The organism is Croceicoccus sp. (genome assembly GCF_983967925.1).
The window spans coordinates 137,085-159,882 of sequence record NZ_CFETID010000001.1 but is presented as its reverse complement, the minus strand read 5'-3'; the positions used below and the strand labels follow the sequence as shown (position 1 = coordinate 159,882).

16 protein-coding genes are annotated in these 22,798 nt (G+C 64.6%); 11 read left to right on the top strand and 5 right to left on the bottom strand.

Going from position 1 to position 22,798, the window contains the following annotated elements; genetic code table 11:
* The 6 genes from trmD to AC4FIJ_RS00655 all read left to right on the top strand — a co-directional run bounded on the left by trmD (position 1) and on the right by AC4FIJ_RS00655 (position 8,500).
* A complete protein-coding gene (gene trmD / locus AC4FIJ_RS00680; RefSeq protein ID WP_490334798.1) occupies positions 1–747 on the top strand; it encodes a tRNA (guanosine(37)-N1)-methyltransferase TrmD in 747 nt (248 codons plus the stop codon).
* Complete coding sequence (rplS, locus tag AC4FIJ_RS00675) at positions 744–1,112, top strand: 50S ribosomal protein L19 (RefSeq protein WP_066843804.1); 369 nt, start codon at positions 744–746, stop codon at positions 1,110–1,112. Before trmD ends, rplS begins: the two co-directional genes overlap by 4 nt.
* Before the next feature lie 163 nt (positions 1,113–1,275).
* On the top strand, positions 1,276–3,570 hold the full coding sequence (locus AC4FIJ_RS00670; protein ID WP_490334797.1) for a S9 family peptidase: 2,295 nt from the start codon (positions 1,276–1,278) through the stop codon (positions 3,568–3,570).
* Positions 3,571–3,666: 96 nt separating this feature from the next.
* Positions 3,667–4,770 carry a branched-chain amino acid aminotransferase gene (locus tag AC4FIJ_RS00665; protein WP_490334796.1) on the top strand — a complete coding sequence of 368 codons (1,104 nt, stop codon included), beginning with the start codon at positions 3,667–3,669 and terminating at the stop codon, positions 4,768–4,770.
* Positions 4,771–4,937: 167 nt separating this feature from the next.
* Positions 4,938–7,628: a hypothetical protein gene (locus tag AC4FIJ_RS00660; protein WP_490334795.1), complete on the top strand. Its 2,691-nt coding sequence runs from the start codon at positions 4,938–4,940 to the stop codon at positions 7,626–7,628.
* Positions 7,625–8,500: a mechanosensitive ion channel family protein gene (locus AC4FIJ_RS00655; RefSeq protein ID WP_490334794.1), complete on the top strand. Its 876-nt coding sequence runs from the start codon at positions 7,625–7,627 to the stop codon at positions 8,498–8,500. The genes AC4FIJ_RS00660 and AC4FIJ_RS00655 overlap by 4 nt, the downstream gene beginning before the upstream one ends.
* 6 nt (positions 8,501–8,506) lie before the next feature.
* Here AC4FIJ_RS00655 and AC4FIJ_RS00650 read toward each other — a convergent pair whose 3' ends face one another.
* The 3 genes from AC4FIJ_RS00650 to AC4FIJ_RS00640 are packed head-to-tail and all read right to left on the bottom strand — an operon-like array spanning position 8,507 to position 12,170.
* Positions 8,507–10,036, bottom strand: a complete 1,530-nt coding sequence (locus tag AC4FIJ_RS00650; RefSeq protein WP_490334793.1) for an ABC transporter permease/substrate-binding protein — start codon at positions 10,034–10,036, stop codon at positions 8,507–8,509.
* The gene (locus AC4FIJ_RS00645) at positions 10,033–10,794 is read right to left on the bottom strand and encodes an ABC transporter ATP-binding protein (RefSeq protein WP_490334792.1); all 762 of its coding nucleotides are present in this window, start codon (positions 10,792–10,794) and stop codon (positions 10,033–10,035) included. The genes AC4FIJ_RS00650 and AC4FIJ_RS00645 overlap by 4 nt, the downstream gene beginning before the upstream one ends.
* Positions 10,794–12,170, bottom strand: a complete 1,377-nt coding sequence (locus AC4FIJ_RS00640) for an MFS transporter (protein ID WP_490334791.1) — start codon at positions 12,168–12,170, stop codon at positions 10,794–10,796. The genes AC4FIJ_RS00645 and AC4FIJ_RS00640 overlap by 1 nt, the downstream gene beginning before the upstream one ends.
* 273 nt (positions 12,171–12,443) lie before the next feature.
* On the opposite strand from AC4FIJ_RS00640, the gene AC4FIJ_RS00635 reads away from it, so the two are divergent.
* From AC4FIJ_RS00635 to AC4FIJ_RS00625, 3 genes are read left to right on the top strand one after another with little or no spacing between them, the layout of a single operon-like run.
* Complete coding sequence (locus tag AC4FIJ_RS00635) at positions 12,444–13,892, top strand: TolC family protein (RefSeq protein ID WP_490334790.1); 1,449 nt, start codon at positions 12,444–12,446, stop codon at positions 13,890–13,892.
* Positions 13,889–15,661 (top strand): type I secretion system permease/ATPase, encoded by a 1,773-nt coding sequence (locus AC4FIJ_RS00630; RefSeq protein ID WP_490334789.1) that lies wholly within the window; start codon positions 13,889–13,891, stop codon positions 15,659–15,661. The genes AC4FIJ_RS00635 and AC4FIJ_RS00630 overlap by 4 nt, the downstream gene beginning before the upstream one ends.
* Positions 15,658–16,953: an HlyD family type I secretion periplasmic adaptor subunit gene (locus AC4FIJ_RS00625; protein ID WP_490334788.1), complete on the top strand. Its 1,296-nt coding sequence runs from the start codon at positions 15,658–15,660 to the stop codon at positions 16,951–16,953. Before AC4FIJ_RS00630 ends, AC4FIJ_RS00625 begins: the two co-directional genes overlap by 4 nt.
* An 80-nt stretch (positions 16,954–17,033) precedes the next feature.
* Here AC4FIJ_RS00625 and AC4FIJ_RS00620 read toward each other — a convergent pair whose 3' ends face one another.
* Positions 17,034–18,530 (bottom strand): M10 family metallopeptidase C-terminal domain-containing protein, encoded by a 1,497-nt coding sequence (locus tag AC4FIJ_RS00620; RefSeq protein ID WP_490334787.1) that lies wholly within the window; start codon positions 18,528–18,530, stop codon positions 17,034–17,036.
* A 265-nt stretch (positions 18,531–18,795) separates the two neighbouring features.
* Here AC4FIJ_RS00620 and AC4FIJ_RS00615 point away from each other — a divergent pair, with 265 nt between their 5' ends.
* Both AC4FIJ_RS00615 and AC4FIJ_RS00610 read left to right on the top strand, forming a co-directional pair.
* Positions 18,796–19,155, top strand: coding sequence for an AraC family ligand binding domain-containing protein (locus AC4FIJ_RS00615; RefSeq protein ID WP_490334786.1), 360 nt, complete (start codon positions 18,796–18,798; stop codon positions 19,153–19,155).
* Position 19,156: 1 nt separating this feature from the next.
* Entirely contained in the window at positions 19,157–19,573 is a 417-nt protein-coding gene (locus tag AC4FIJ_RS00610) for a helix-turn-helix domain-containing protein (RefSeq protein ID WP_490334785.1), read from the top strand.
* Here AC4FIJ_RS00610 and AC4FIJ_RS00605 read toward each other — a convergent pair.
* On the bottom strand, positions 19,545–22,784 hold the full coding sequence (locus tag AC4FIJ_RS00605; protein ID WP_490334784.1) for an amidohydrolase family protein: 3,240 nt from the start codon (positions 22,782–22,784) through the stop codon (positions 19,545–19,547). The two genes, AC4FIJ_RS00610 and AC4FIJ_RS00605, sit on opposite strands and share 29 nt — an antisense overlap.
* Between the last annotated feature and the right edge of the window lie 14 nt (positions 22,785–22,798).

Sequence of the window (22,798 nt, the reverse complement as noted above, 5' to 3'; positions counted from 1 at the left end):
ATGAGCTTTGCCGCGACAATACTGACTCTTTACCCAGAGATGTTTCCCGGACCGCTGGGCATCAGCCTTGCCGGCCGCGCGCTGGAATCGGGGGCATGGTCGCTAAGCACCGTTCAGATCCGTGATTTTGCCGCCGACAAGCATCGCACGGTCGACGACACGCCCGCGGGCGGCGGCGCGGGCATGGTGCTGAAAGTCGATGTGCTGGCCGCTGCGATCGACCATGCGCGCGGGCTGAACCCCGGCGCGCCGGTGCTGGCGATGACGCCGCGCGGACGACCGCTGACACAGGCTCGCGTGCGCGAACTGGCCGCCGGGCCGGGCGCGATCGTGCTGTGCGGCCGGTTCGAGGGTTTCGACGAGCGTATCTTCGAAGGTCGCGATGTCGAGGAAGTGTCGGTCGGCGACATCGTGCTGTCGGGCGGAGAGCCTGCCGCGATCATGCTGCTCGACGCTTGCATTCGGCTGCTTCCCGGCGTAATGGGCGCGGCTTCCAGCGGAGTCGAGGAATCGTTCGAGAACGGTCTGCTCGAATATCCGCATTTTACCCGACCTGTCGAATGGGAAGGGCGCACGATCCCTGAAGTGCTGCGATCGGGGGATCATGCGAAGATCGCGGCGTGGCGAAAGCAGCGCGGCGAGGACGATACACGGTTACGCAGGCCGGACCTTTGGGAACGTCATGGTGACGTTCGGGGACAGCCTGCCTCTGGCGCGCGGCACGATGATGAAGGCACAGGCACATGAACCTGATCCAGCAGCTTGAAGCGGAGGCCATTGCAGGCCTCGGCAAGGATATTCCGGAATTCCGCGCGGGCGACACCGTGCGCGTCGGCGTGCGCGTCGTGGAAGGCACGCGTGAGCGTGTGCAGAACTACGAAGGCGTCGTGATCGCGCGTTCGAACCGCGGCATGGGTTCGAACTTCACCGTTCGCAAGATGAGCTTCGGCGAAGGCGTGGAGCGTGTTTTCCCGCTCTACTCGCCCAACATCGACAGCATCACCGTGGTCCGCCGCGGCGTCGTGCGTCGTGCAAAGCTGTATTACCTGCGCGGCCGTACCGGCAAGAGCGCGCGTATTGCGGAGCGCAAGACGGTTCGCGAGAACGCGTAAGCCTTCGCGCACAAGCGAGACACGAAAGGGCGGTTCCTGTGGGGGCCGCCCTTTTTGCATCTGCGTATAGGGGCGCGGATGGAGCGCGGGTCGGAGCAACGGTTGCATTTGTAATCGCTTTGTCCAATGAAGCGGCGCGTTCTCAAACATGCCGGACCATGCCATGCCCCGTTCGACTTCCCGATTTCTGCGTCTTGCCGCGTCCGCCATCGTTCTGGGCGCCATGATCGGAGGAACTGCCATGGCGAAACAGGCCTATGATCTGCCCGGCACCGCATCGACGCCGATGCCGGTTCCCGATGTCCCGCAAAAGGACCTGACCCTCGAACGCATCGCGGGCAGCCCGTCGCTGAACGGTGCATCGCCGCGCGCGATGAAGCTGTCGCCCGACGGCCGCTGGCTCACCCTGCTGCGCCCGCGCGACGACGACCGCTATCGCTATGATCTGTGGGCCTATGACCGGCAGAGCGGCGAATGGTCGATGCTGGTCGATTCCGAAGCGTTCGGACCGGGCCGCGAATTGTCCGAGGCAGAGAAGATGCAGCGCGAACGTGCGCGCATCGCCAGCCTGAAAGGCATCGTGTCCTATGAATGGTCCGAGGATTCGCAGTCGATCCTGGTGCCGCTGGACGGCGATTTGTTCCTTGCCCGGCTGGATGGCAGCATCACCCGCCTGACCGACAGCGAGGAAGGCGAGCTCAATCCTGCGATCTCACCCGACAATACGAAAGTGTCCTTCGTGCGCGAGGGGCGGCTTTATGTCGCACCGGTCGGCGGGACGCCGGTCGCCATCACGCCCGAGGAAGACAGCGACACAGTCCACTGGGGCGAGGCAGAATTCGTCGCGCAGGAGGAAATGGACCGCGACTATGGCTATAAATGGGGCCCCGCCGGCAAGCGTATCGCTGTCCTGCGCTATGACGAGGCACCCGTCGCAGTCGTCACGCGCACCGCGATCGGTGCGGGCAGCACCAGCACCTATGAACAGCACTATCCGCTGGCAGGCACGGCGAATGTCGAGATCGACCTCTATGTCATGGATGCCGACGGCGGAAACCTGACCAAGGCCGACCTCGGGTCCGAGCGGGACATCTATGTCACCCGCGTCGACTGGGCGCCCGACGGGTCGCTCTATGTCCAGCGCCAGAACCGTGCGCAAAGCCGACTCGACATGCTGAGGGTCGATCCCGCGACGGGCGCAAGTACGCTGGTGTTCAGCGAAACCGCGGCGGAAGGCCACTGGATCAACCAGTTCTCCGATTATCGCTTCCTCAAGGACGGCTCGCTGATCTGGAAGTCGGAACGCAGCGGGTTCGCGCATCTGTGGCGGTTTGCAGGCGGACAATGGACCCAGCTGACCAGCGGCGACTGGGTCGTGACCGGCCTGCTCGGCGTGGACGAGGCGGCAGGGCAGTTGTGGTTCAAGGGACGCAAGGATAGCCCGCTGGAGAACCATATCTACCGCCTCGACTATGCAAACGGCGGCGTGCCCGAACGGCTGACCCAGCCGGGATGGTTCCATGGCGGTTCGATGGACGGGGCAGGGCGCACCATGATCGTGAACCGGTCGAACCCGGCGCAGCCCACGCAATATTACCTTGCCGACAATGCCGGGCAGCGGCTAACCTGGCTGATGGAAAACGCGCTGGATGCCGATCATCCCTATGCGCCGTTTGCCGCCAGCCATGCGGTCACGCGTTTCGGCACGCTGAAGGCCGAGGACGGCAGCACGCTTTACTGGAAGATGCTGGTTCCGGCGATGGAGAAGGGCAAGCGCTATCCGGTGATGTTCTATCACTATGGCGGGCCGCATGCGCAGCAGGTCGACAGCGCCTGGGGTTCGACCATCGCGCAATATTTCGTCGACCTCGGCTATATCTGGTTCGAGATTGACAATCGCGGTTCCGACTATCGCGGCGTCGAATTCGAAAAGCAGATCCGCAAGGCGATGGGCAGCGTAGAGGTCGCCGACCAGAAGACCGGCGGCGCATGGCTGAAGACCCTGCCTTTCGTCGATCCCGACCGCATCGCGATCTATGGCGGCAGCTATGGCGGATACATGACGCTCAAGATGCTGGAAGCTGATCCCGGTTTCTATGCGGCGGGCGTCGCGGCATCCTCGGTGACGAAGTGGGAACTCTACGACACGTTCTACACCGAACGCTACATGGGCGACCCGCGCGAGGTGCCCGAAGCCTACGAGGCATCCAACACGATCGCGGATGCCGCGAAAATCGCCGACCCGCTGCTCATCATCCACGGGATGAGCGACGACAATGTCGTGATGGACAATTCCACCGCCATGGTCGCCGCGATGCAGGAAGCGAATGTGCCGTTCGAGATGATGCTCTATCCCGGTTTCGGCCATGTCGTGTCGGGCCCGGTAATCACGCAGCATTATTACGGGAATATCGTCCACTTCCTCGAAAGGAACGGCGTGCCGCCCGGCGGGCGGTAGAGGCTTGTTGCGGGGCCTTGCTCCCTCTTGCAACGATGGGCGCGTGCGCCTAACCGCGATCCTTCGATAATTGCCGCTGAAGTGAGAGACTGATCCATGGCGACGACCGCCGCTGCGCCGACCGAATTTATCACCCTGGCGCATCCCGCGCCCGTGCCCGATGAAACGCGCGTGCAGTTGCTGGAAAACCCGGGGTTCGGCACGCTGTTCAGCGATCACATGATCATGGTCGACTGGGCCGAGGGCGAGGGCTGGCACAATGCGACGCTGGGCCCGCGCGGACCGATCGCGCTCGATCCTGCGGCGGCGGTGCTGCATTACGCGCAGGAAATTTTCGAAGGGATGAAAGCCTATCGCCATCCCGACGGCAGCACCGCGCTGTTCCGGCCGGAGGCGAATGCGAAACGCTTCAACGTCTCGGCGCGGCGCATGGCCATGCCTGACCTGCCCGAGGAGCTGTTCCTGGAATCGGTCCGCCTGCTGGTCGAAAAGGACGCCGCGTGGATTCCCGATCTCGAAGGCGCCTCGCTTTATCTGCGGCCTTTCATGTTCGCGTCCGAAGTGTTCCTGGGCGTGCGCCCGGCCAAGCGCTACAAGTTCATGGTGATCGCCAGCCCGGCCGGCAATTACTTCAAGTCGGGCGCGCCTGCCGTGTCGATCTGGGTGTCCAGCGACTACACCCGCGCGGCCCCCGGCGGCACCGGTGCGGCCAAATGCGGCGGCAATTACGCGGCGAGCCTTGTCCCGCAGGCCGAAGCGATCGAGCGCGGGCACGACCAGGTCGTCTTCCTCGATGCGGCAGAACGCAAGTGGATCGAGGAACTGGGCGGCATGAACCTGTTCTTCGTGTTCGACGACGGCACGGTGCTGACGCCCGCGCTGACCGGCACGATCCTGCCCGGCATCACGCGCGACAGCCTGATTACCCTGCTGCGCGAGGAAGGGCTGACCGTCGAGGAAGGCCGCTACAGCCTTGAACAATGGCGCGAGGATGCGACGACGGGGCGGCTGGTCGAATGCTTCGCCTGCGGCACCGCGGCGGTCGTGACGGCCGTCGGCAGGGTTGCGGGCCATGACGGCGAATTCACCATCGGCAGCGGCGGCCCCGGGCAGTTGACGCAAAAGATGAAGAACCGGCTGACGGGCATCCAGCGCGGGCTGGAACCCGATACGCATGGCTGGGTCGCCCGGTTGGACTAAGGCTGCCTTCGCGGCGACTGAATGCGGATTTCGCGTCACGTCCTGACCGCACCTGGGCTCTGCCGTTGACAGATCGCAGCGGACAGGGGACGTTCCCGGCAAGCGGACACCTGCGTTTTCGGGGATATCCCCTGCTATTGGCGGCTGTCTCTTGGGGAAGGAGCACGATGCGCGGGGGCGGGGCACATAGCAGGCTGAATGCCCGATCCATCGGCTTCCTGCTGATCGCCATCCTCCTTTGGTTATCGCCTCTTTCGGGATTGGCGAACGCCTTTGCGCAGGACGATAGTGCCGCCTCCGATGTTGCCGCTGTGCAAAGCGAGGCCGATGCCGCAGCCCAGACCGCCGATCTCGGCGAAGCGGCCGCCCTCCAGCGTGCAGAGGCGGAGGAGTTGCGCGCCGCTGCGGAAGCCGAGCGGCGGAGTCTTCTTTCGGCCACGCGGGCGCAGTTGCGTGTCGCGCGCGAGGCAGTCGATGCCGAAGCCGCCCGGATCGAGAATGAAACCGCCGCGATCGAACTGATAGAAACGCAGGCTCTAACATGGCCGCGCAAGGTCGCTGCCGTGGCTGCCGCCCCCGGCGCCGAAGCCAGCGCCGACGCGCTGTACGGCGAACTGATCGCGGCGCTGCGCACGACCAGAAGCGAATTGTCCGATGCGCTGTCGGGCAGCGGGCCCGGCGAACGCATCGCGATACCCGTCCCCCCCGTCGATCCCGCGCTGATGTCGGATGATGCCGGAGAGCGCCTGGCCGAGTATCAGCAGGCGCTGTTACGCCGGGTCGGCCAGTTGGACCGGATCGAATCCACGCTGGTCGCGAAGCGCCGCGATGCACTCTACCGGTCGATGCAGACCATGAACCAGGCAAGGCTGGCCCTGCTGCCCTCGCTCTCGTCGGGCTTGCGATCGCGGGTAACCGGCTTTGGCGAGGAAGGGCTGGATCAGGTCAAGCGCGAGGTGAAGCAGATTGCCCTGACCCTGCGCTATAATCTGGCCACCGGATTTGCCGATCTGAAGGCTTTTGCCCGCGACCTGATGGAATTTCGCGCCGGGCACCTGCTGCTGATCTTTCAGATCTTGCTGATTGTCGTAGTCTTTCGGTTCTGGCGCGGTGTCGGACGCAGTGTGCTGGCCGACATGGAGCGCACGCAAAGGGCGCATAAGCCGCAGACCTTCCTGTCGTCGTTACTTGCCTATCTTTTCGGTCTGATCCGCCACGCACTCAGGCCGCTCGACTGGCTCGCGCTGCTGCTGGTCCTCAACTGGTTCTTCCCAGCCTTCTTCGCGCCCGCGCCGATCCGGCTGTTGTGGCTGATCGCCTGCTGGATCTTTGCAGGCGCAGCGCTGGTGCAGGTCATCGACGCGATGGCGAGGGCGGGTCAGGAAGAGGATCCGCGCGCTGCCCTGCGCAAAAGATCGCTGCGTCTGGTGGCATCGGTGATCATCGGAGTCGGCCTGATCCTGACGGTTACCGCCAGCCTTGTCGGCAAGGGCGCGATCTACAGCTGGTTGCTGACATTCTGCTGGCTGCTCGCGATCCCGGTCCTCTTCATCATCACGACTTGGTGGGGCGACCGGATCGAGACGTTGGCAAGGCTGGGCGCGCCGCGCAATGCGGTGCTGGCGTGGGTTTCGCGCAATCCCGACGGTATCGGCGGCGCCCTTGGCCGTGTCGCCGCCGGCTTCGTCCTGATGGCACAGGGCGCGCGCGTGGTGATCGCGCGGCGGATTCGCCAGCTGTCGCTGATCCGCGAAATCTTGGGCCAGCGCGCACGGGAGAAGGCGAGCGAACGCGTCACCGCGGATGAGGAAAGCGGTCGCTATGTCGCGCTTTCCGAAGACGAGCTGGCTTTGCTGGCGCCGCATGGCAGGCCGGTGGCCGAAGGTCTGGTCGTCGCGGGGGAGGCGGCCGAGGCGGCCCCGCTGCCCGGCCACGTCATGGCCGTGGTGGGCGATCGCGGTCACGGCAAGACGACAGTCCTGAAGCGGCTTGCCGCCAAGTCCGACCTGCCGTGCCTCCATCTGGAAGCGGACGGCGGGGATGATGATCTGCTGGCCGCGCTCTCGCAAGGGCTGGGCTGTGCCGGAGAGGCGCGCTCGATCATCGACGCGCTGCAGGCAAGGCCGCATTGCATCGCCATCGACGATGTTCAGCGCATGATCGTCCCGTCGATCGGCGGGCTGGGCCGGTTCGACGCGATCCTGGAAATTGCGCGCAACACGAGAGGATCCACTTGCTGGATCTTTGCGGTGGGCGGGGCAGCCTGGCCGTTCCTGGAAAGGGCGCGCGGCGACCGGCCGCTGTTCGACGACGAGATCCGCTTGCACGCATGGCCGGTCGAACGCATCCGCGCCCTTATCGAACGCCGCAGCGCGAGCGCGGGCATCGATCCCGAATTCGAATATGCCGCCGACGATACCGGCACCCTGCTGTTCGAAGAGGAAATCGCACCCGAGGAGCGTGCACGCCGCGCCTTTTACGCCGCTCTGACCGAGGAATCCGGCGGCAATCCGGCCGTCGCGCTGGAACGCTGGCGGCGCAGCCTGTTTCGCGACCGGGAAACGGGCCGGGTCTGCGTGCGTACGTTCAAGGCCCCGGCCATCGCGCGTCTGGCCGCCATGCCGCCGATCACGATGTTTGTGCTGCGTACCATCCTGCAGATGGATATCGCCCGCTTCGAAGACATAGCGCGCGCGACCGACCTGCCGCCCGCGCGCGTACGCGAAACGCTGCGCAGCTGCGAATTGCTGGGCGTGGTCGAACCGCATGGTGAGGGCTATCGTATTCGCCTGTACTGGTTCAACGAAGTCCGGCGCATGCTGCTGGCGCAGAACCTGATCGTGGGAGTTTTGCCATGATTCCTCACTTGCGGCATTTCGCCCTGATGGCCGCGCTGCTGCTGTCGGCGGCGCCTGCCGCCGCGCAGGATGCAGAGATCGACGTGGCGCAGCTTGGCGATTTTATCCGGTGGAGCGGCGTCGTCACCTCGCTGTTCGTGCTGGCAGGCGCCTGGTTCCTGCTCAAGTTGCTGACAGGCTTCGTCAATCGCTTCAGTTCGCAATATGCGGCCCGCAGGCTGACGATGCAGAAGGTCGCGACCTTCGCCAAGTTCTTCATCTTCATCGCCACGGGCGTCATCGTCATTGCCCTGTCGTTCCGGGTCGACAGCACGCTGCTGGCCCTGATCGGCGGCACGGTGGCCGTCGCCGTCGGCTTTGCGCTGAAAGACCTGGTTGCGTCCTTTGTCGCGGGCATCATGATCATCATGGACCGCCCGTTCCAGGTCGGCGACCGGGTCAGCTTCGACGGGTTCTACGGCGACATAACCGCCATCGGGCTGCGTTCGGTGCGCATGCAGACGCTGGACGACAACACGATCACGATCCCGAACAACAAGTTCCTCAGCGATATCACGTCGTCCGGGAATTACGGCGCGCTCGACATGCAGGTGATCGTCGATTTCCTGATCGGCGCGAATGAAGATGTGGACCGCGCGCGAGAGATCCTGAACGAGGCGGCGCTGTCCAGCCGGTTCATCTATCTGCCCAAGCCCATCGTCGTGCTGGTGACGCAGGTGCCGATGCAGAATTTCGTGGCGGTGCGCCTGAGATTGAAAGCCTATGTGCTCGACACCAAGCACGAGAAAGCGTTCGAGACCGATATCACCGTGCGCACCCTGCGCGCCTTTCGCGAACACGGCATATCGCCGCCAGTGAGCGGCGCGGACTGACGTCACTTAATCGGCCGAGGCGTCGATCTGCTCTTCCAGCCACGCCGCAGCCTGTTCGGGCGATGCCTTGTCGTCGCTGCGGTCGACCATCAGATTGGCCTGCCGCATGACCTCGATCGGAATGGCCTCCTCAAGTCCGGTCAGCGCCGCGACGATGTCCTCGTTTTCCTTAGCCCGCGGCGACAGGAGCATCACCGCATCATAGCGGGCCAAGGCCCCTCGCGGATCGTCCAGAATGCGAAGATCCAGCGCGGCGATGCGCCCATCCGATGAAAAGGCGGTGATCGCATCGACCGTACCATCCGCGATTGCGCGATACATGAATGTGGGGCTGTACTGCGTGATCGATGCGAAATTCACCGGATAGCGGCGTTGCACCGACTCCCACTCGGGCCGGTCCGTAAACTCGAGATCGGTGCCAAGCTTCAGTCCGGACGACCTGTCTGCCATGTCCTGCAACGTCCGCATGTCGGTGCCGCGGACGGCAAAGCCATAGGCGTTTTCGAAACCCAGCGGCGCAAGGAGGGATACCCCGTCGCGGAGATCAAGCTCCCTGCGAAGGGTCGGCAGCATTGAGGATCGATTGGGATTGTCTTTCCGTTCCAGTATATTGGACCACAAAGTTCCCGAGTAATCGACATAGACATCGATATCGCCCGACGCCAGCGCCTGATAAGCGATGGTCGAGCCGAGATTGTCGCGCCGCGCTGTCGCGAAACCCTGCTCCTGCAAGCGCCGCTCGATCAGGCTGGCGAGGATATATTGCTCGGAAAAATTCTTGGCGCCTACAGTTACGACCGGTTTGTCCGTCGAAGGCCCGGCGGGTACGATCGCGGTCAGGGCAAGCAGCAGCAGGCCTGCGACGCCCGTCCAGATCCGAAACCCTTTCCTCTTTGCCACGCCGCTGGCCAGCAGGGCGAGCAGCCCATCGACCAGAAGCGCAACCGCCGCCGCCGCGATGCAGCCGACCAGCACGCGGGTCCAGTCCTGCGTCTGCAGGCCAGCGAAAATCAAGTTGCCGAGGCTGGGCTGACCCACCGTCGTCGCCAGCGTCGCGGTGCCGAACGTCCACACCGCCGCCGTGCGAATGCCTGCCAGTATGACGGGCGCGGCCAGAGGAAGCTCTACGAAGCGCAGTCTTTGCCGACTGGTCATGCCAAGGCTGTCCGCCACGTCCAGCGCGACCGGATCGATTTGCTCGATCCCGGCGACGCCGTTCCGGAGGATCGGCAGCAGAGCATAGAGAAACAGCGCCAGCAGCGCAGGCAGAAAACCCAGCGCCGGTATGTCGAGGCCGGTTGTGCGGCCCAGCAGCAGCAGCGCCGGATAGAACAGCGCCAGCAGGGCAAGCCCCGGCACGGTCTGCACCACCGCGGTCGCGGACAGAATGAATTGCCCGGTCCGCGGATGGCGCGCGGCCAGCACGATCAGCGGAAAGCCCACCAGTAGCGCAAGAGCCAGCGCCGACAGGCTGAGCGCGACGTGATCCTGCAGCAGCGCGGGAAGGTCGCCGAGCGCGCTTTCAAGCGGGCTCATGCGCCGCTCTTCAACGCGATGAGGCGGCGGGCCTGAAGAACGGGAGGATCGACCAGCGCACGAACCGACGGATCATCGCTGTCCACCAATTCGGCTGGCGCCGCAAAGGCCGCGACCGCCCCGTCTTCCAGAACGAGGACGCGATCCGACAATGCCAGCGCTTCGCCGACGTCGTGCGTGACCATGATAGTCGTCAGTTCCGCGTCTTCATGGCTGCGGCGATAGGCTTCGCCCAGCGAGGTGCGCGTGGCCGGGTCCAACGCTCCGAAAGGCTCGTCCATCAGCATAAGGGCAGGGCGCAGATACAGCGCCCGCGCGATCGCCACGCGCTGCGCCTGTCCGCCCGAGAGGCTGGAGGGATAGCGCTGTGACAGCGCCTGCGGCAGCTCCATCATCGAAAGCAGTTCGGCCACACGCGCCGGATCGTGCTGCCGCTCGCCCCCGATCCGCGCGGGAAGGCCGATATTCTCCGCGACCGTCATGTGCGGAAACAGGCCGATGTTCTGAAGCACATAGCCGATGCCGCGGCGCAATCGCTCTGGCGACAACGTCCGCACATCGGTGCCGTCGAGCATTATCGTGCCGCCGAAGTCCGGCACCAGCGTATTGATACAGCGCAGCAGGCTGGTCTTGCCCGCGCCGGATGGCCCGATGATCGCGACGAACTCGCCCTTGGCGATCGACAGGTCGATAGGCTGCAGGATCCGCGTGTCGCCCCGCCGCAGCGAGAGGCCGCGCATCTCGACGAAGGGCGCCATCAGTCCCAGCTCAGCGGACGAGCGACATGTTCAAGCGGCTTGCGCTCTGCTGCGATGCCGAACCGCATGGTCGCAAGGGCCGCCAGCAGCATCAGCGCCGCGCCCAGCAGATAGCCCATCAATACCTGCGTGCGCGAACCGCTTTCGATCAGCAGGCCGAACACGAAGGGCGCTGCGGCCCCGAACAGCGTGCCCAGCGCGTAGAACACGGCAATCGCAAGCGCGCGCATTTCCAGCGGAAAGCTCTCTGCCGCGGTCAGATAGGCTGCGCTGGCGGCGGCCGATGCGAAGAAGAAGGTGACGCTCCAGCACAAGGTCTGCGTGGTCGCGGTCAGCAGTTCGGCCTGAAATGCAAAGCCCGTCGCCGCCAGCAGAACGCCCGACATGGCATAGGTCAGCATGATCATCGGCCGCCGCCCCCAGCTGTCGAACAGACGCCCCAGCAGCAGCGGACCCAGCACATTGCCCGCCGCGAAGGGCAGGATGTAATAGCCCACATGCGCGGATCGGACGCCATAGAAATCGGTCAGCATCATCGCATAGGTGAAGAAGATCGCATTATAGAAGAACGCCTGCGCGGCCATAAGGGTCACGCAATAAAAGGTGCGGCGCGGATAAGTGCGGAACAGAGTGTGCACGACCTCGGCCAGCGGCGTGGCGCGGCGGGGGCGAAGGACGGCTTCGGAAACGGGTGCTTCCGGAAGGGTGTGGCCTTCGGCGATCACTCTCTGCTCGATCCCCTCGATGATGATCTCGGCATCCTCTGCGCGTCCATGCGTTGCCAGCCAGCGCGGGCTTTCGGGCAGGAAGCGGCGCAGCCACAGGATGATCAGGCCGATCGCCGCGCCGCCAAAAAAGGCGATGCGCCAGCCCAGTTCGGGATCGATTATGTCAGGATTCAGCAGGATGAGCGAAGCCCCGCTCGCCAGCGCCGCGCCGATCCAGAAACTGCCATTGATGACCAGATCGGTCCAGCCGCGCCGCCGTGCGGGTATCAATTCCTGTATCGCCGAATTGATGGCGGAATATTCACCGCCGATCCCCGCACCGGTCAGGAAACGCATCAGCGCAAAACTCGGCAGGTCCCACGTGAATGCCGTGGCTGCCGTCGCGACCAGATATAGCCCTAAAGTGATCGAGAACAGCTTCTTCCGGCCCCATCGATCGGTCAGCCAGCCGAAGAACAGCGCCCCCGTCACGGCTCCGACCAGATAGGCGGAATTGGCAAGGCCGACATCGGATGCGCTGAATTGCAGCACCGGGCTTTCGCGCAAGGCGCCGGCTACCGATCCGGCAATGGTCACTTCCAGACCGTCGAGGATCCACGTTATGCCAAGCGCGATCACCACCAGCCAGTGAAACCGGCTCCATGGCAAGCGGTCCAGCCGTTGATGGATGGCAGGCGATGCTGTCGTCGGGGACGGGATGGCTTGTCCTCAGGAATGGCGCGTTGAAGAGCAGACTATCGGGTGGCGGCGCGCATGACCAGCCCGTGTTTGTTCCCCGCAAAACGGACGTATCGGGCAAATTCGGCCAAGGGAGATGGTTTCGATTGTGATTATCTATCACGCCCGCTATCCCCTGATGCGGGTAAGGGACGCTTCTTCATGATCCTATGGCCATGGGCACACGGCGCGATGGGCGCGGCAATGGCATTTGCATGCCAGACGGCGGCTGCCGCGCAAACGATAGAGGTGCCTGCCGCCCAATCCGAAACCACTTCGCCCGAAACCACTTCGCCCGATACGGCACTGACCGGCGAAGGCCCGTCGCTTCCAACCGTGGCTGACCGTCCGCTCGAACAGGACGGCAACGATCCACTTCTTGCTCTGGCCGAAACGCAGGGCGATGGCGGCGCGTTTCTGGATGCCGTGTCGCTGGCGGTTTCGCGTCATGGCAATGTTCGATCCGCTTCTGCGATGGTCGACGCCGCCGACGCGCGGCGGGACGAGGCGGGGATGGGCCTGATCCCCGATGTCCAGCTTGGCCTGCAATCGCGTGAGAGCATCGCCAGCAGCTTTTCGGGACAGCCCGGCACCCAGTTCGAACGAACGCGGGCGCGAAGCCGTGTCGATGCGACGTTTCAGGTGCGTCAGACGCTTCTCGACTTCGGAACGATTGGCAGCACCATCAGCGCCGCGGGAGAACGACTGCGGGCAGCAAGAGAGGATCTCGACGCCGCGCGCGAACAGGTCGCGCTATCGGCCATCGCCGCATGGTATGATGTCTTTGCCGCGCGGGCGCTGCTTTCGCTCAGCAACAGCTTCGTCGAGGAACAGGAAGGCCTTGTCGCCGATCTGGAGCAGCGGATTCAGAGCGGGTTTTCGGCCGAAGGCGACATGGCGCGGCTGCGCTCCTCGCTCGCGCTCGCGCGGACGGACAGGGCGCGCTACAGGCGCATGCTGGCCGGTGCGGTCGCATCCTACGAGGAATTCATCGGCACGCCGCCACCCCCGGATCTGGAGCGGGCTCCGGCACCGGCCGTCCCTGCGGTAACCGCGGAAATGGCGGCATTCCTCGCGCGCCAGTCGCCTGCGGTCCTGTCGGCGGAAGCACAGGCTCGCGCGGCAGCCGACGACGCCCGCGCCACCAGTGCCGAGCGGCTGCCGGTGATCGACGGATCGATCGAGGGTGGGCGCTATGGCCTGGTCCGGGATCAATATGACGGCGATTACGACATTCGCGCCGTGCTGACCTTGCGGCAGAACTTCTTCACCGGCGCCATCCCGCGCGCTCGCGGAGCCAAGGCGCAGGCGCGGGCGGCCGATGCGCGGGCCGATGCCATCGCGGACGAAGCGGCGCGCGCCGCCGCGATCGCATGGGCCGATGTCGACAGCCTCGACGTCGAATTGCAGGCGCTGGCCGACAATTACGTCGCCAGCCGGCAGACGCGCGACGTGCTGGCCCTGCGCTTCCTCGCATCGCGCGGAGAGCTGTTCGACGTCATGCAGGCGCAGGACAGCTTCTTCGCGATTGCCGCGCGCTACATCCAGGTTCTGACCGAACGCGATGCGGCGCGCTATGTGCTTCTGGCCCGCACAGGGCGGCTGCTTGGCGCGCTGGGCCTGCCAAACGAAGGCGAATATTCCCCGTCATGAATGCCGATCCCAACGAAATGGACATCGCCGCCCGTCCGCCGCGCATAGCCGACTGGCTGTCGGGTCCGATGCGCGAGAACCGGCCGATCTATTGGCGCGTGGCACTGGCGGCGCTGTTCACCAATCTGTTCGCGCTGGCGAGCAGCATTTTCACCATGGTCGTCTATGACCGCGTCCTGCCGAACGACGCAGTGGATTCGCTGATCGCGCTGTCGATCGGCATGGCTTTCGTCATCCTGTTCGACATCGTGCTGAAACTGCTGCGCGGTTATTTCACCGATTTCGCGGGCGCGCGTGTCGACCGCTCCATCGGCACTTCGGTGTTCCGCCGTCTCGTCGCGGTTCGTTTCGGCAGCCGCCGCGGATCGACGGGCGCGCAGGCAGGGCTGATGCGCGAGCTGGAAACATTGCGCGATTTCTTCGCCAGCGCGACGATCACGGCGCTGGTCGATGTGCCGTTTGCGCTGATTACGCTGATCCTCATTTTCGTCATCGGCGGGCCGCTCGTCATCGTGCCGCTTGTCATCATTCCGTTGGTGATCCTAGCAGGCTGGCTGCTGCAACCGGTGCTGAACCGCCTCAGCGCGGCCGCGATGAAGGATGGCCTCGGCAAGCAGACCGTACTGGTCGAAACCATCGGCGGGCTGGAAACGGTCAAGGCCAGCGGCGCGGCCCCCATGCTGGAAGAGCGGTGGGACAGGGCGCTTCAGGACCATGCGTCGGTCTCGCTGCGCCAGCGGCTGGTCTCGAACCTTGCGGTGACGCTGGCGCAGGCGGGCCAGATGATGAGCTATGTCGGCGTGGTGATCGTCGGCGTCGGACTCGTCGGCGACGGCGAGCTGTCGCTGGGCGGGCTGCTGGCCTGTTCGATCCTTGCCGGGCGCGCCGTCGCGCCCTTGACGCAGCTGACCCAGTTGCTGTCGCGGCTGACATCGGCCCGCGTTGCCTATGCGCAGATCGACAGGCTGATGCAGCAGGAGAGCGAGCAGGGCGGCGCCCGGCGGCTGTCTCCGCCCGAACTTCGCGGCGAGCTGGAATTGCGCGACGTCACCTTTTCCTATCCGGGCGGCGGCAAGGCGCTGGACGACGTCTCGCTGCGGATCGCACCGGGCGAAAAGGTCGCGATCATCGGACGGGTCGGATCGGGCAAGTCGACCATCGCGCGCCTGCTCCTCGGCCTGTACGAGCCGGACGAGGGCGCGGTGCTGGTCGACGGTTCGGAAGTGCGGCAATTCGAACCCGACGCCCTTCGCAGCCGCATCGGATCGACCATGCAGGACACGGTGCTGTTCTCGGGCACGGTGCGCGACAATATCACGCTGGGCCGACGCGACATCGACGACGAGGAGATGCTGCGCGCCGCCCGCCTGTCGGGAACGCATGAGTTCATGGCCGCGGTGCCAAACGGTTATGAAAAGCGCCTTGCAGACCGCGGCGAGGGCCTGTCGGGCGGGCAACGCCAGTCGATCGCCATGGCGCGTGCGTTGGCGGGACGGCCCAAGGTGCTGCTGTTCGACGAACCGTCGAGCCATCTGGACACGCAGGGCGAGGCAATGATGCTGGACAGGTTGCGGCAGGAAGTCGCGGACAGGACTTTGGTCGTGATCACCCACCGTACGCCGTTTCTTCAGCTGGTGGACCGGCTGATCGTGGTCGACCGCGGGCGCATTGTCGGTGATGGGCCGCGGGACGAGGTGCTTTCGCGCATGCGCGGCCAGCCGGTGGGCCATGTTACGACCGATGCCATCGGTGACAGGAGCGGGCGATGACCGCGTTGCTGGAAGACCGCATGGCCGATGTCGCGCCCGCCCGCGCGGCGAACTGGTTGCTGTTCGCCGTCACCGGTTTCGTCGCGGTGTTCCTCTTGTGGGCCGCATTCGCAAAGCTGGACGTGACGGTGCGCGGGCAGGGACGCGTGGTGCCATCATCGCAATTGCAGGTGCTGTCCAATCTGGAAGGCGGCGTGGTCGAGGAGATCCTGGTCGACGCCGGGGCCGAGGTTCGCAAGGGCGATCCGCTGATCAGGCTCGATCCCACCGAAACCGGTTCCAGCCTTTCCGCCAGCGAAGCGAGTTCGGCCGCGCTTGCCGCGCGCATCGCCCGGCTCGAGGCCGAGGTCGAGGGGAGGGCTCCGCGCTTTCCGGCGGGCTCGCCGATGCTGGCCGAGCAGGTTGCGATCGAGCGTTCGCTCTATGCCAGCCGCCAGTCCGATCTTGCCAGCCTGACCAATGCGGCGCGCGCCCGCGTCTCACAGGCCGAGCGTTCGGTTGCCGAAGCGCAGGCCGCAGCCGACGCGCGGCGCGAAAACGCGCGTGCGGCACGGGAGGAACTGGAACTCGTCCGTCCGCTGGTCGAACGCGGGATCGAGCCGCGCCTGTCGCTGATACAGGCCGAAAGCCGCGCGTCGGTCGCGCAGTCGGAGGTCGCGGCTGCGGCGGCGGGCGTCACGCGGGCGCAATCCGCGGTTGCCGAGGCGCGCGCCAGCCTTTCTCAGCAGGTGCAGGAATGGCGTTCGCGCGCATCCGCCGATCTTGCCGAAGCGCGGGGCGAACTTGCCGCGAAGCGAGAGGCCCAGCCCGCGCTGCGAGGCCGGGTCGACCGCACCGTGCTGCGCGCGCCGCTGTCGGGACGGGTCAATCGCGTGCTGACCAGCACCATCGGCGGAACGGTCGCGCCGGGCGAGCCTCTGGTCGAGATCGTTCCGTCGGACGAGACGCTGATGGTCGAGGCGAAGATAAGGCCGCAGGACATCGGCTGGGTGGCGATCGGGCAGGACGCGCGGGTCAATATCACCGCCTATGACCCGACCGTGTATGGCGGGCTTGAGGGCGAGGTCGTGACGATCAGCCCCGATTCCCAGATCGACGAGCGAACTGGCGAGAGTTTCTACAACGTGCAAGTCCGCACGCGCGCCGAAGCGATCACCGACGATGCCGGACGCCAGCTTCCCATCGGGCCGGGCATGACGGCCGAAGTGTCGCTCATCGGTGAGAAGCGCTCGGTCCTCAGCTATATCCTGCGGCCGTTCACCCGGTTGCAGCAGCGCGCCTTCACAGAATAGGCGCCTGTTTTTCGGCGCAATAAAAAAAGGGGCCGCGGGATCATCTCCCGCGGCCCCTTTCCGTTCAGCTTTAAGGCGTATCAGCCGAGATACACATCCGCCGCGGTCAGTTCCGCGCCATTGTCGAACGTCACGGTCAGATCGACCACGCCGTCGCCGTCGAAATCGGCCTCGAGAAAACCGGCTCCGAAGTCGAGCGCGGTATCCTCACCCGCAAGGGCGGAGAGGTCGATCAGATCGTCGCCGACGAGGAAGTCGGTGATCGTGTCGTTGCCGCCGTCCTGGAAAACGAAGACGTCGGCACCGCCGTTACCGGTCAACGTGTTGTCGAGTTCGTTCGCGATGATGACGTCGCGATATTCCGAGCCGACCGCATTCTCGATCATGGTGCCATAGGCGATCGAGATATTCTCGTAGTTTACCGCAAACACACCGGTATAGCCGGTATCGGACGCGATCGACTGCTGATTGAGCGACAGGTAGCGCGACGCCACCGAATCGATGGTTGCCTGCGACGGTGCGCCGACGAATTCACCCGATTCGTAAAAGAGTTCCACAGCGTTGTCGTAGATCTCTTCCGACGTCGGGATCGCAGAACCGCCCGACGAGAATTCGCCGTCGTTCAGGTTCAGCACCGTGCCGCCAAAGAAGCCCGAGAAGTCGAGCGTGTCTTCCCCGCCCGCGTCATAGATCGACAGATAGGGGAAGGGATTGGCGTCGAAATCATAGACTTCGCGGTCGGCGGTCGAATTGAAGCCGTAGGTGGTGTCACCAGTCCGCGTCGTTTCGTCGGCGCCGTACTTCTGCTGGATGACATAGATGTCGTGCAGCAGTGGCGTCTGGGGGTTGTTGAAGAACAACAGGTCCCAGTTAACGATCCGCGCGCCGGTTTCCTGTGCCGACCAATAGGACATGATCGTGTATTGCTCGGAATCCTGCGCGTATTCGGCGTAGTTCTCGTAGGTGAGATCGAGATCCGGATCGTAGTTGTAGGCACCCGGATGGCTCAGCCCCAAGGCATGACCAAGCTCGTGCGTGAGGGTGGTGGCGCCATAGCCCCCATAGCCGAGCCACGCATTGGTCCAGTTGACGGCCGGATCTGCCACGAACACGTCGCCCAGATATTTCTGGCCGCCCTTTTCGCTGGGATAATAGGCATAGGCCTGCGCCGGATCGGTCGAATTGGCGAACTGGATATCCGCGCCCCGGCCGTTGGTTTCCACGAACTCGGGCGCGATCAGATCGTCCCACAAGTCGATGGAATCACGCGCTTCGGCTTCCTGCGCAGCGGTGAAGGCCGCAAGACCTTCGCCAGCGGTAAAGCCATAGTTCTTGTTGTTGTAGATGCCGATAAGATCGTCACCCTCATCAAGGAAGGTGTAGGTGATCTTGTTGTTGGCAGTAATCTTCTGCGCACGACCTGAATCGATCTGGTCCTCGACCCCGTCGAGATCGAAGATCGGCTTGTCGCGGAACGTGCCGCCGGCGTAATTGTCGAGATTGAACTGGAGTGGATTTTCGATCGAAAGAATATCGCCGACGCGACCCAACTCGTCGATATCATGTTTCAGTTTCAATGAAGCCTCCTGCAATTCGGACAGCACCTGAGCGGGGTGGAAGGATTCCCCGTATGTAGCGCAACCGTGTCTCGCGCAGCGACACTGCCCAGTCCCATGGATCGGAAGACTAGCTTGCAAGAAGCCTTTGGCAAGCTCGTTTCATCGCAAACTATCTCAATTGAACCTTTTTTACGAAAGAGCATCCGGATTCGGTATCCGATTGCGCGATTGACTATCGCGCTTCATGCGCGGAACCTTGGCGACGCAAGGACGCACGAGGGGCATGAAACATTCCGCCGACTATCCGCTGGCCAGCAGGCCGATCATGGGGTTCGCCGACGAGTATCCGGCCGGCATGGTCGATCCGCCGCACAGCCATCCGCGTTCGCAACTGACCTATTGCAGTTCGGGGGTCATGATGGTCGTCGCGGCCGAGGCGGTGTTCATGCTTCCGCCCCGCCGCGCGATCTGGATTCCCGCACATCTGGTGCACGAGGTGCAATGCCGCGGCCCCGTATCGGCCTATACGCTCTATATCGACCCGGCGCTCGATCCCAATCCGCAGGCGGCGCGCGTGATCGAGGTGAGCGACCTGGTACGCGCGCTGGTGTTCGAGGTGGGGGCATTTTCACCCCGCCTATGACATGGAAGGGCGCGAAGGCGCGATCGCCAGCCTGCTCTTGTCGGAAATCAGGCGGATGGCGGTAACGCCCAGCGATCTTCCCATGCCCCGCGATCCGCGCCTGTTGCGCGTGTGTCATGCGCTGATGGACGACCCTGCCGACCAGCGCGACCTTGACGAGTGGGCGTCGCTTGCCGCGATGGGGCGGCGCACCTTTACCCGCGCGTTCCGGCGCGAAACGGGGGCTGGGCTGGCGACCTGGCGCCAGCAGGTGCGCCTGATGGCCGCGATCCCGATGATCGAGGCAGGCAAGCCCGTTGCCATCGTCGCCTATGAGGTGGGTTACGAGAGCCCCAGCGCATTTACGGCCACTTTCCACCGCGTGTTCGGCATGCCGCCCAGCGTCTTTATCAATCAGCCGCGGGACGAACAGGACTGAACCAGAACGCCGGAGCAGGTACCTTGTCCGGCCAGATCTGCGCCAGCGTATCGGCGTCGTAAAGCCGGCCGCCCTTCATCACATGTTCGATTGCAAGCGTATTGGCGATGTCGATGCGCGGATCGCGCGACAGGATCACCAGATCGGCCAGCTTGCCCGTTTCGATCGAGCCGAGGTCCGCTTCGCGGCCAATCGCTTTCGCACCGTTGATGGTCGCCGCCGTCAGGATTTCCTCGGGCGTCCATCCCCCCATCTGATGCGCCTGCATTTCCCAATGGGTGCCAAGCCCCGGCACCTCGCCATGCGCGCCGATGGCAACGAGGCCGCCCGACCGAAAGACCTCTGCCGCGCTGGCGGCGGTGCGGGTGAAGACATAGCCTTCGGGGTCGGTCCATTCGCGCTGCCAGAATTTCTGGTCGCGGAACCATGACGGGGCAAAGCGGGCATATTTCGGATCGCCATGCGGCGCATCGCGGGCGATGAAGAAATCCTGCGCCGGATAGCCGCCATGGGTGATCTGCAAGGTCAGGTCATAGCTGGTGCCGCTGCGCGCCAGCAACTGCGTCACATCGTCGTAAAGCACCGGAGGCGGGATCGCATGCTCGTTCCCCGAATAGCCGTCGAGGATGTGGGTCAGGTCCAGCTTCATCGCCAGCGCACCTTCGGCGGTGGGCTGAAGCCCCAGATCGGCCGCTTCCTCGGCGATCCATTGCCGCACAATGCGATTGCCGCTGCGATACATCTTGATGTTCGAAAGCCGGTAGAAATCGCTGTATCGGCGCAGGACATTGCGGACGTCTTCGCGCGAACGAAAGTCGTTGAACGAGAAGATGGCCGTCCCGGTCGAGAATATGCGTGAGCCAAGCACCAGTCCGGCATCGAGCGCATCCTGATAGGCCAGCATGTCGACCGTAAGCGTCGAGGGATCGAACGCGGTCGTCACCCCATAAGCGAGATTGGCGGCGGGGCCCCACGGTTCGAAATCGAGAACATCCCGGCGAATGTCGGCGACATGATCGTGCACGTCGATGAAGCCGGGCATGACGAACCGGCCCGTCATGTCGCGGCGCGTTGTACCTTGCGGAACGTCGATCGTTCCAGCCGGGCCAACCTGCGCGATCCGGTCGTTCTCGATCAATAGGTCCGCGTTCTCGATCGTGCCTTGCGAACCCTGCGTGATGGCTGTCGCGCCCGTCAGCAGCAATTGCCCCTGCGGAACATCGCGCGGCAAGACGACCTCTGCCGTGACCGAGGCGGTGTCCGGACTGCCCAGGGTCCTGCTGAACACGGTCGACCCAACCGACCAGTAAGGCGTTCCCGCCGCGCTCCATCCGAAGAAATCGGCGCCGACATCGCTGAGCTGGCGATGGCTGCCGGTATCGGATAATGCCACGATGCGGTCCTCGCCGGTGGGCACGTTCACCAGATGCAATTGCTGCGCGATCTGGGCGAGCGCTTGGCGGCCGTCGGGACTGACGCGGATGTCGTCGGCCTGGGCAGGTCCTTGCGCGAAATACCAGTTGGGGCCGGTAACCCCGATCATTTTCTCACCCGTGTCGACGCGATAAACCCCGTCGGGCCGGTTGAGCAGCAAGGTTCCATCGGCAAGGAAATGGGGCGCGCCGCCCATGTCGCCCTCGGCCAGAACCTCGTTCCCCGCGCCGCCCAGCCTCAGCCGCACCAGTTGCGCCTGCCTGAACTGGCCGAACTCGACATAGCCGGCGAGGCGGTCGGCGGTGGGCGACTGGATCGCCAGAACGCTGCCGTCGGGTGCCTCGACCGGATGCGTATAGAACGCGTCCTTTTCGGTCTGGCGCGTCGGCGTCCCGCTCGCCAGATCGACCCGCCAGACGTGACCGCCTTCGGCCGCGGTCCATGTCACGAACAGCAGAGCCTTGCCATCGCGCGTCCACGAGGGATGGAATTGCGGAGGCAATCCCACGGCGACGGGTGCCGCATCGCCGCCCGATGCGGGCATGGTATAGACCGCGCCCAATGCGGAGAAGGCGAGGGTAGATCCGTCGGGTGACAGCGCGGGGTGCTGGATGATTCGGGCGCGCAACGGCCCCGTTTCCACGCGAACGGGCTGGCGTGTCAGCGGCCCCAGGCCGGCCTTCACTTCTGCGCGAAATGGGATCGTCTCGACAGATCCGCTCTCAAGCGTCACCCGCTGAAGCTTGCCGTCCTTGCTGAAGATGATCGCGGCATCGTCGGGCGTAAATGCCACGCGGGGCGCGATGTCGCTCCAGAAAGACGCCTGCAGCGCGTCAGGGTCGAGCTGTACGAGATCGCGTTCGCGCCCCGTCGTCAGGTCGTGCAGCCGAAGCCATGTCTCGCCGGTACGGCGCTGGACATAGGCCAGCGTGTTCCCGTCATGCGACAGGGCAGGGCGAAAGGCGCTGGACTGCACCTTGCCCAGCCGGATGTCGCCCACGGCCTTGACCAGCACCTCCTCGCGCCCGCTGGCGAGATCGCGGCGAGTGATGCGCCATTCTACGGGCGAGGCCAGGTCCAGATCGCCTTCGCGCGCGGCATAGATCAGCGCCGTGTCATCCGCTGTCGGGACGGCCCCCAGCGCATGATGCGTGCCGCCCTCCTGCCCGGTGGATATGATGACATCGCCGATGCCGTTCCCGTCCAGCGGAATGCGCCACAATTCATAGGCATTCCGGTCCGACCAGAAGCGCGAGACATAGATCGACCGCCCATCGGCGCTCCACGCGGGAGAGGTGAACACCGGATCGCCGCCATGGAACGAGATCTGCCGCGCCTCGCTGCCGTCGCTGCGCATGATCCATATGTTTTCGGGGCCGGAGCGATCCGAGAGGAACGCGATCCAATTGCCGTCGGGCGAGAACACCGGCTGCGTGTCCATCGCCATGCCGCGCGTCATGGCGCGTGCCCCGCCGCCGGTGCTCGGCAGGCTGTAGATATCGCCCAGCATCGCGAAGACGATCGTGCGCCCGTCAGGCGACAGCGCGGGCTGGAGCGCGGTGCCTTCCTCTACGGTGAAGACGATCTCCCGCTCCGGCGCGAGCGGGAGCGTCGCACCGGGCTCGGCGCGCGCTATGGGCGGCAGGCCGGATGGCGTGGGGGGCAGGACATCCGCCGCCCCATCTGCTTCTGTGCTCGCCGACCCGTTGGCAAAAGACGTCGCCGGCCACACCATAAGGAGGCTGGCGATTACGCCTGCCAGCCGCCTTGCATCCATTATGCCGCCTCCAT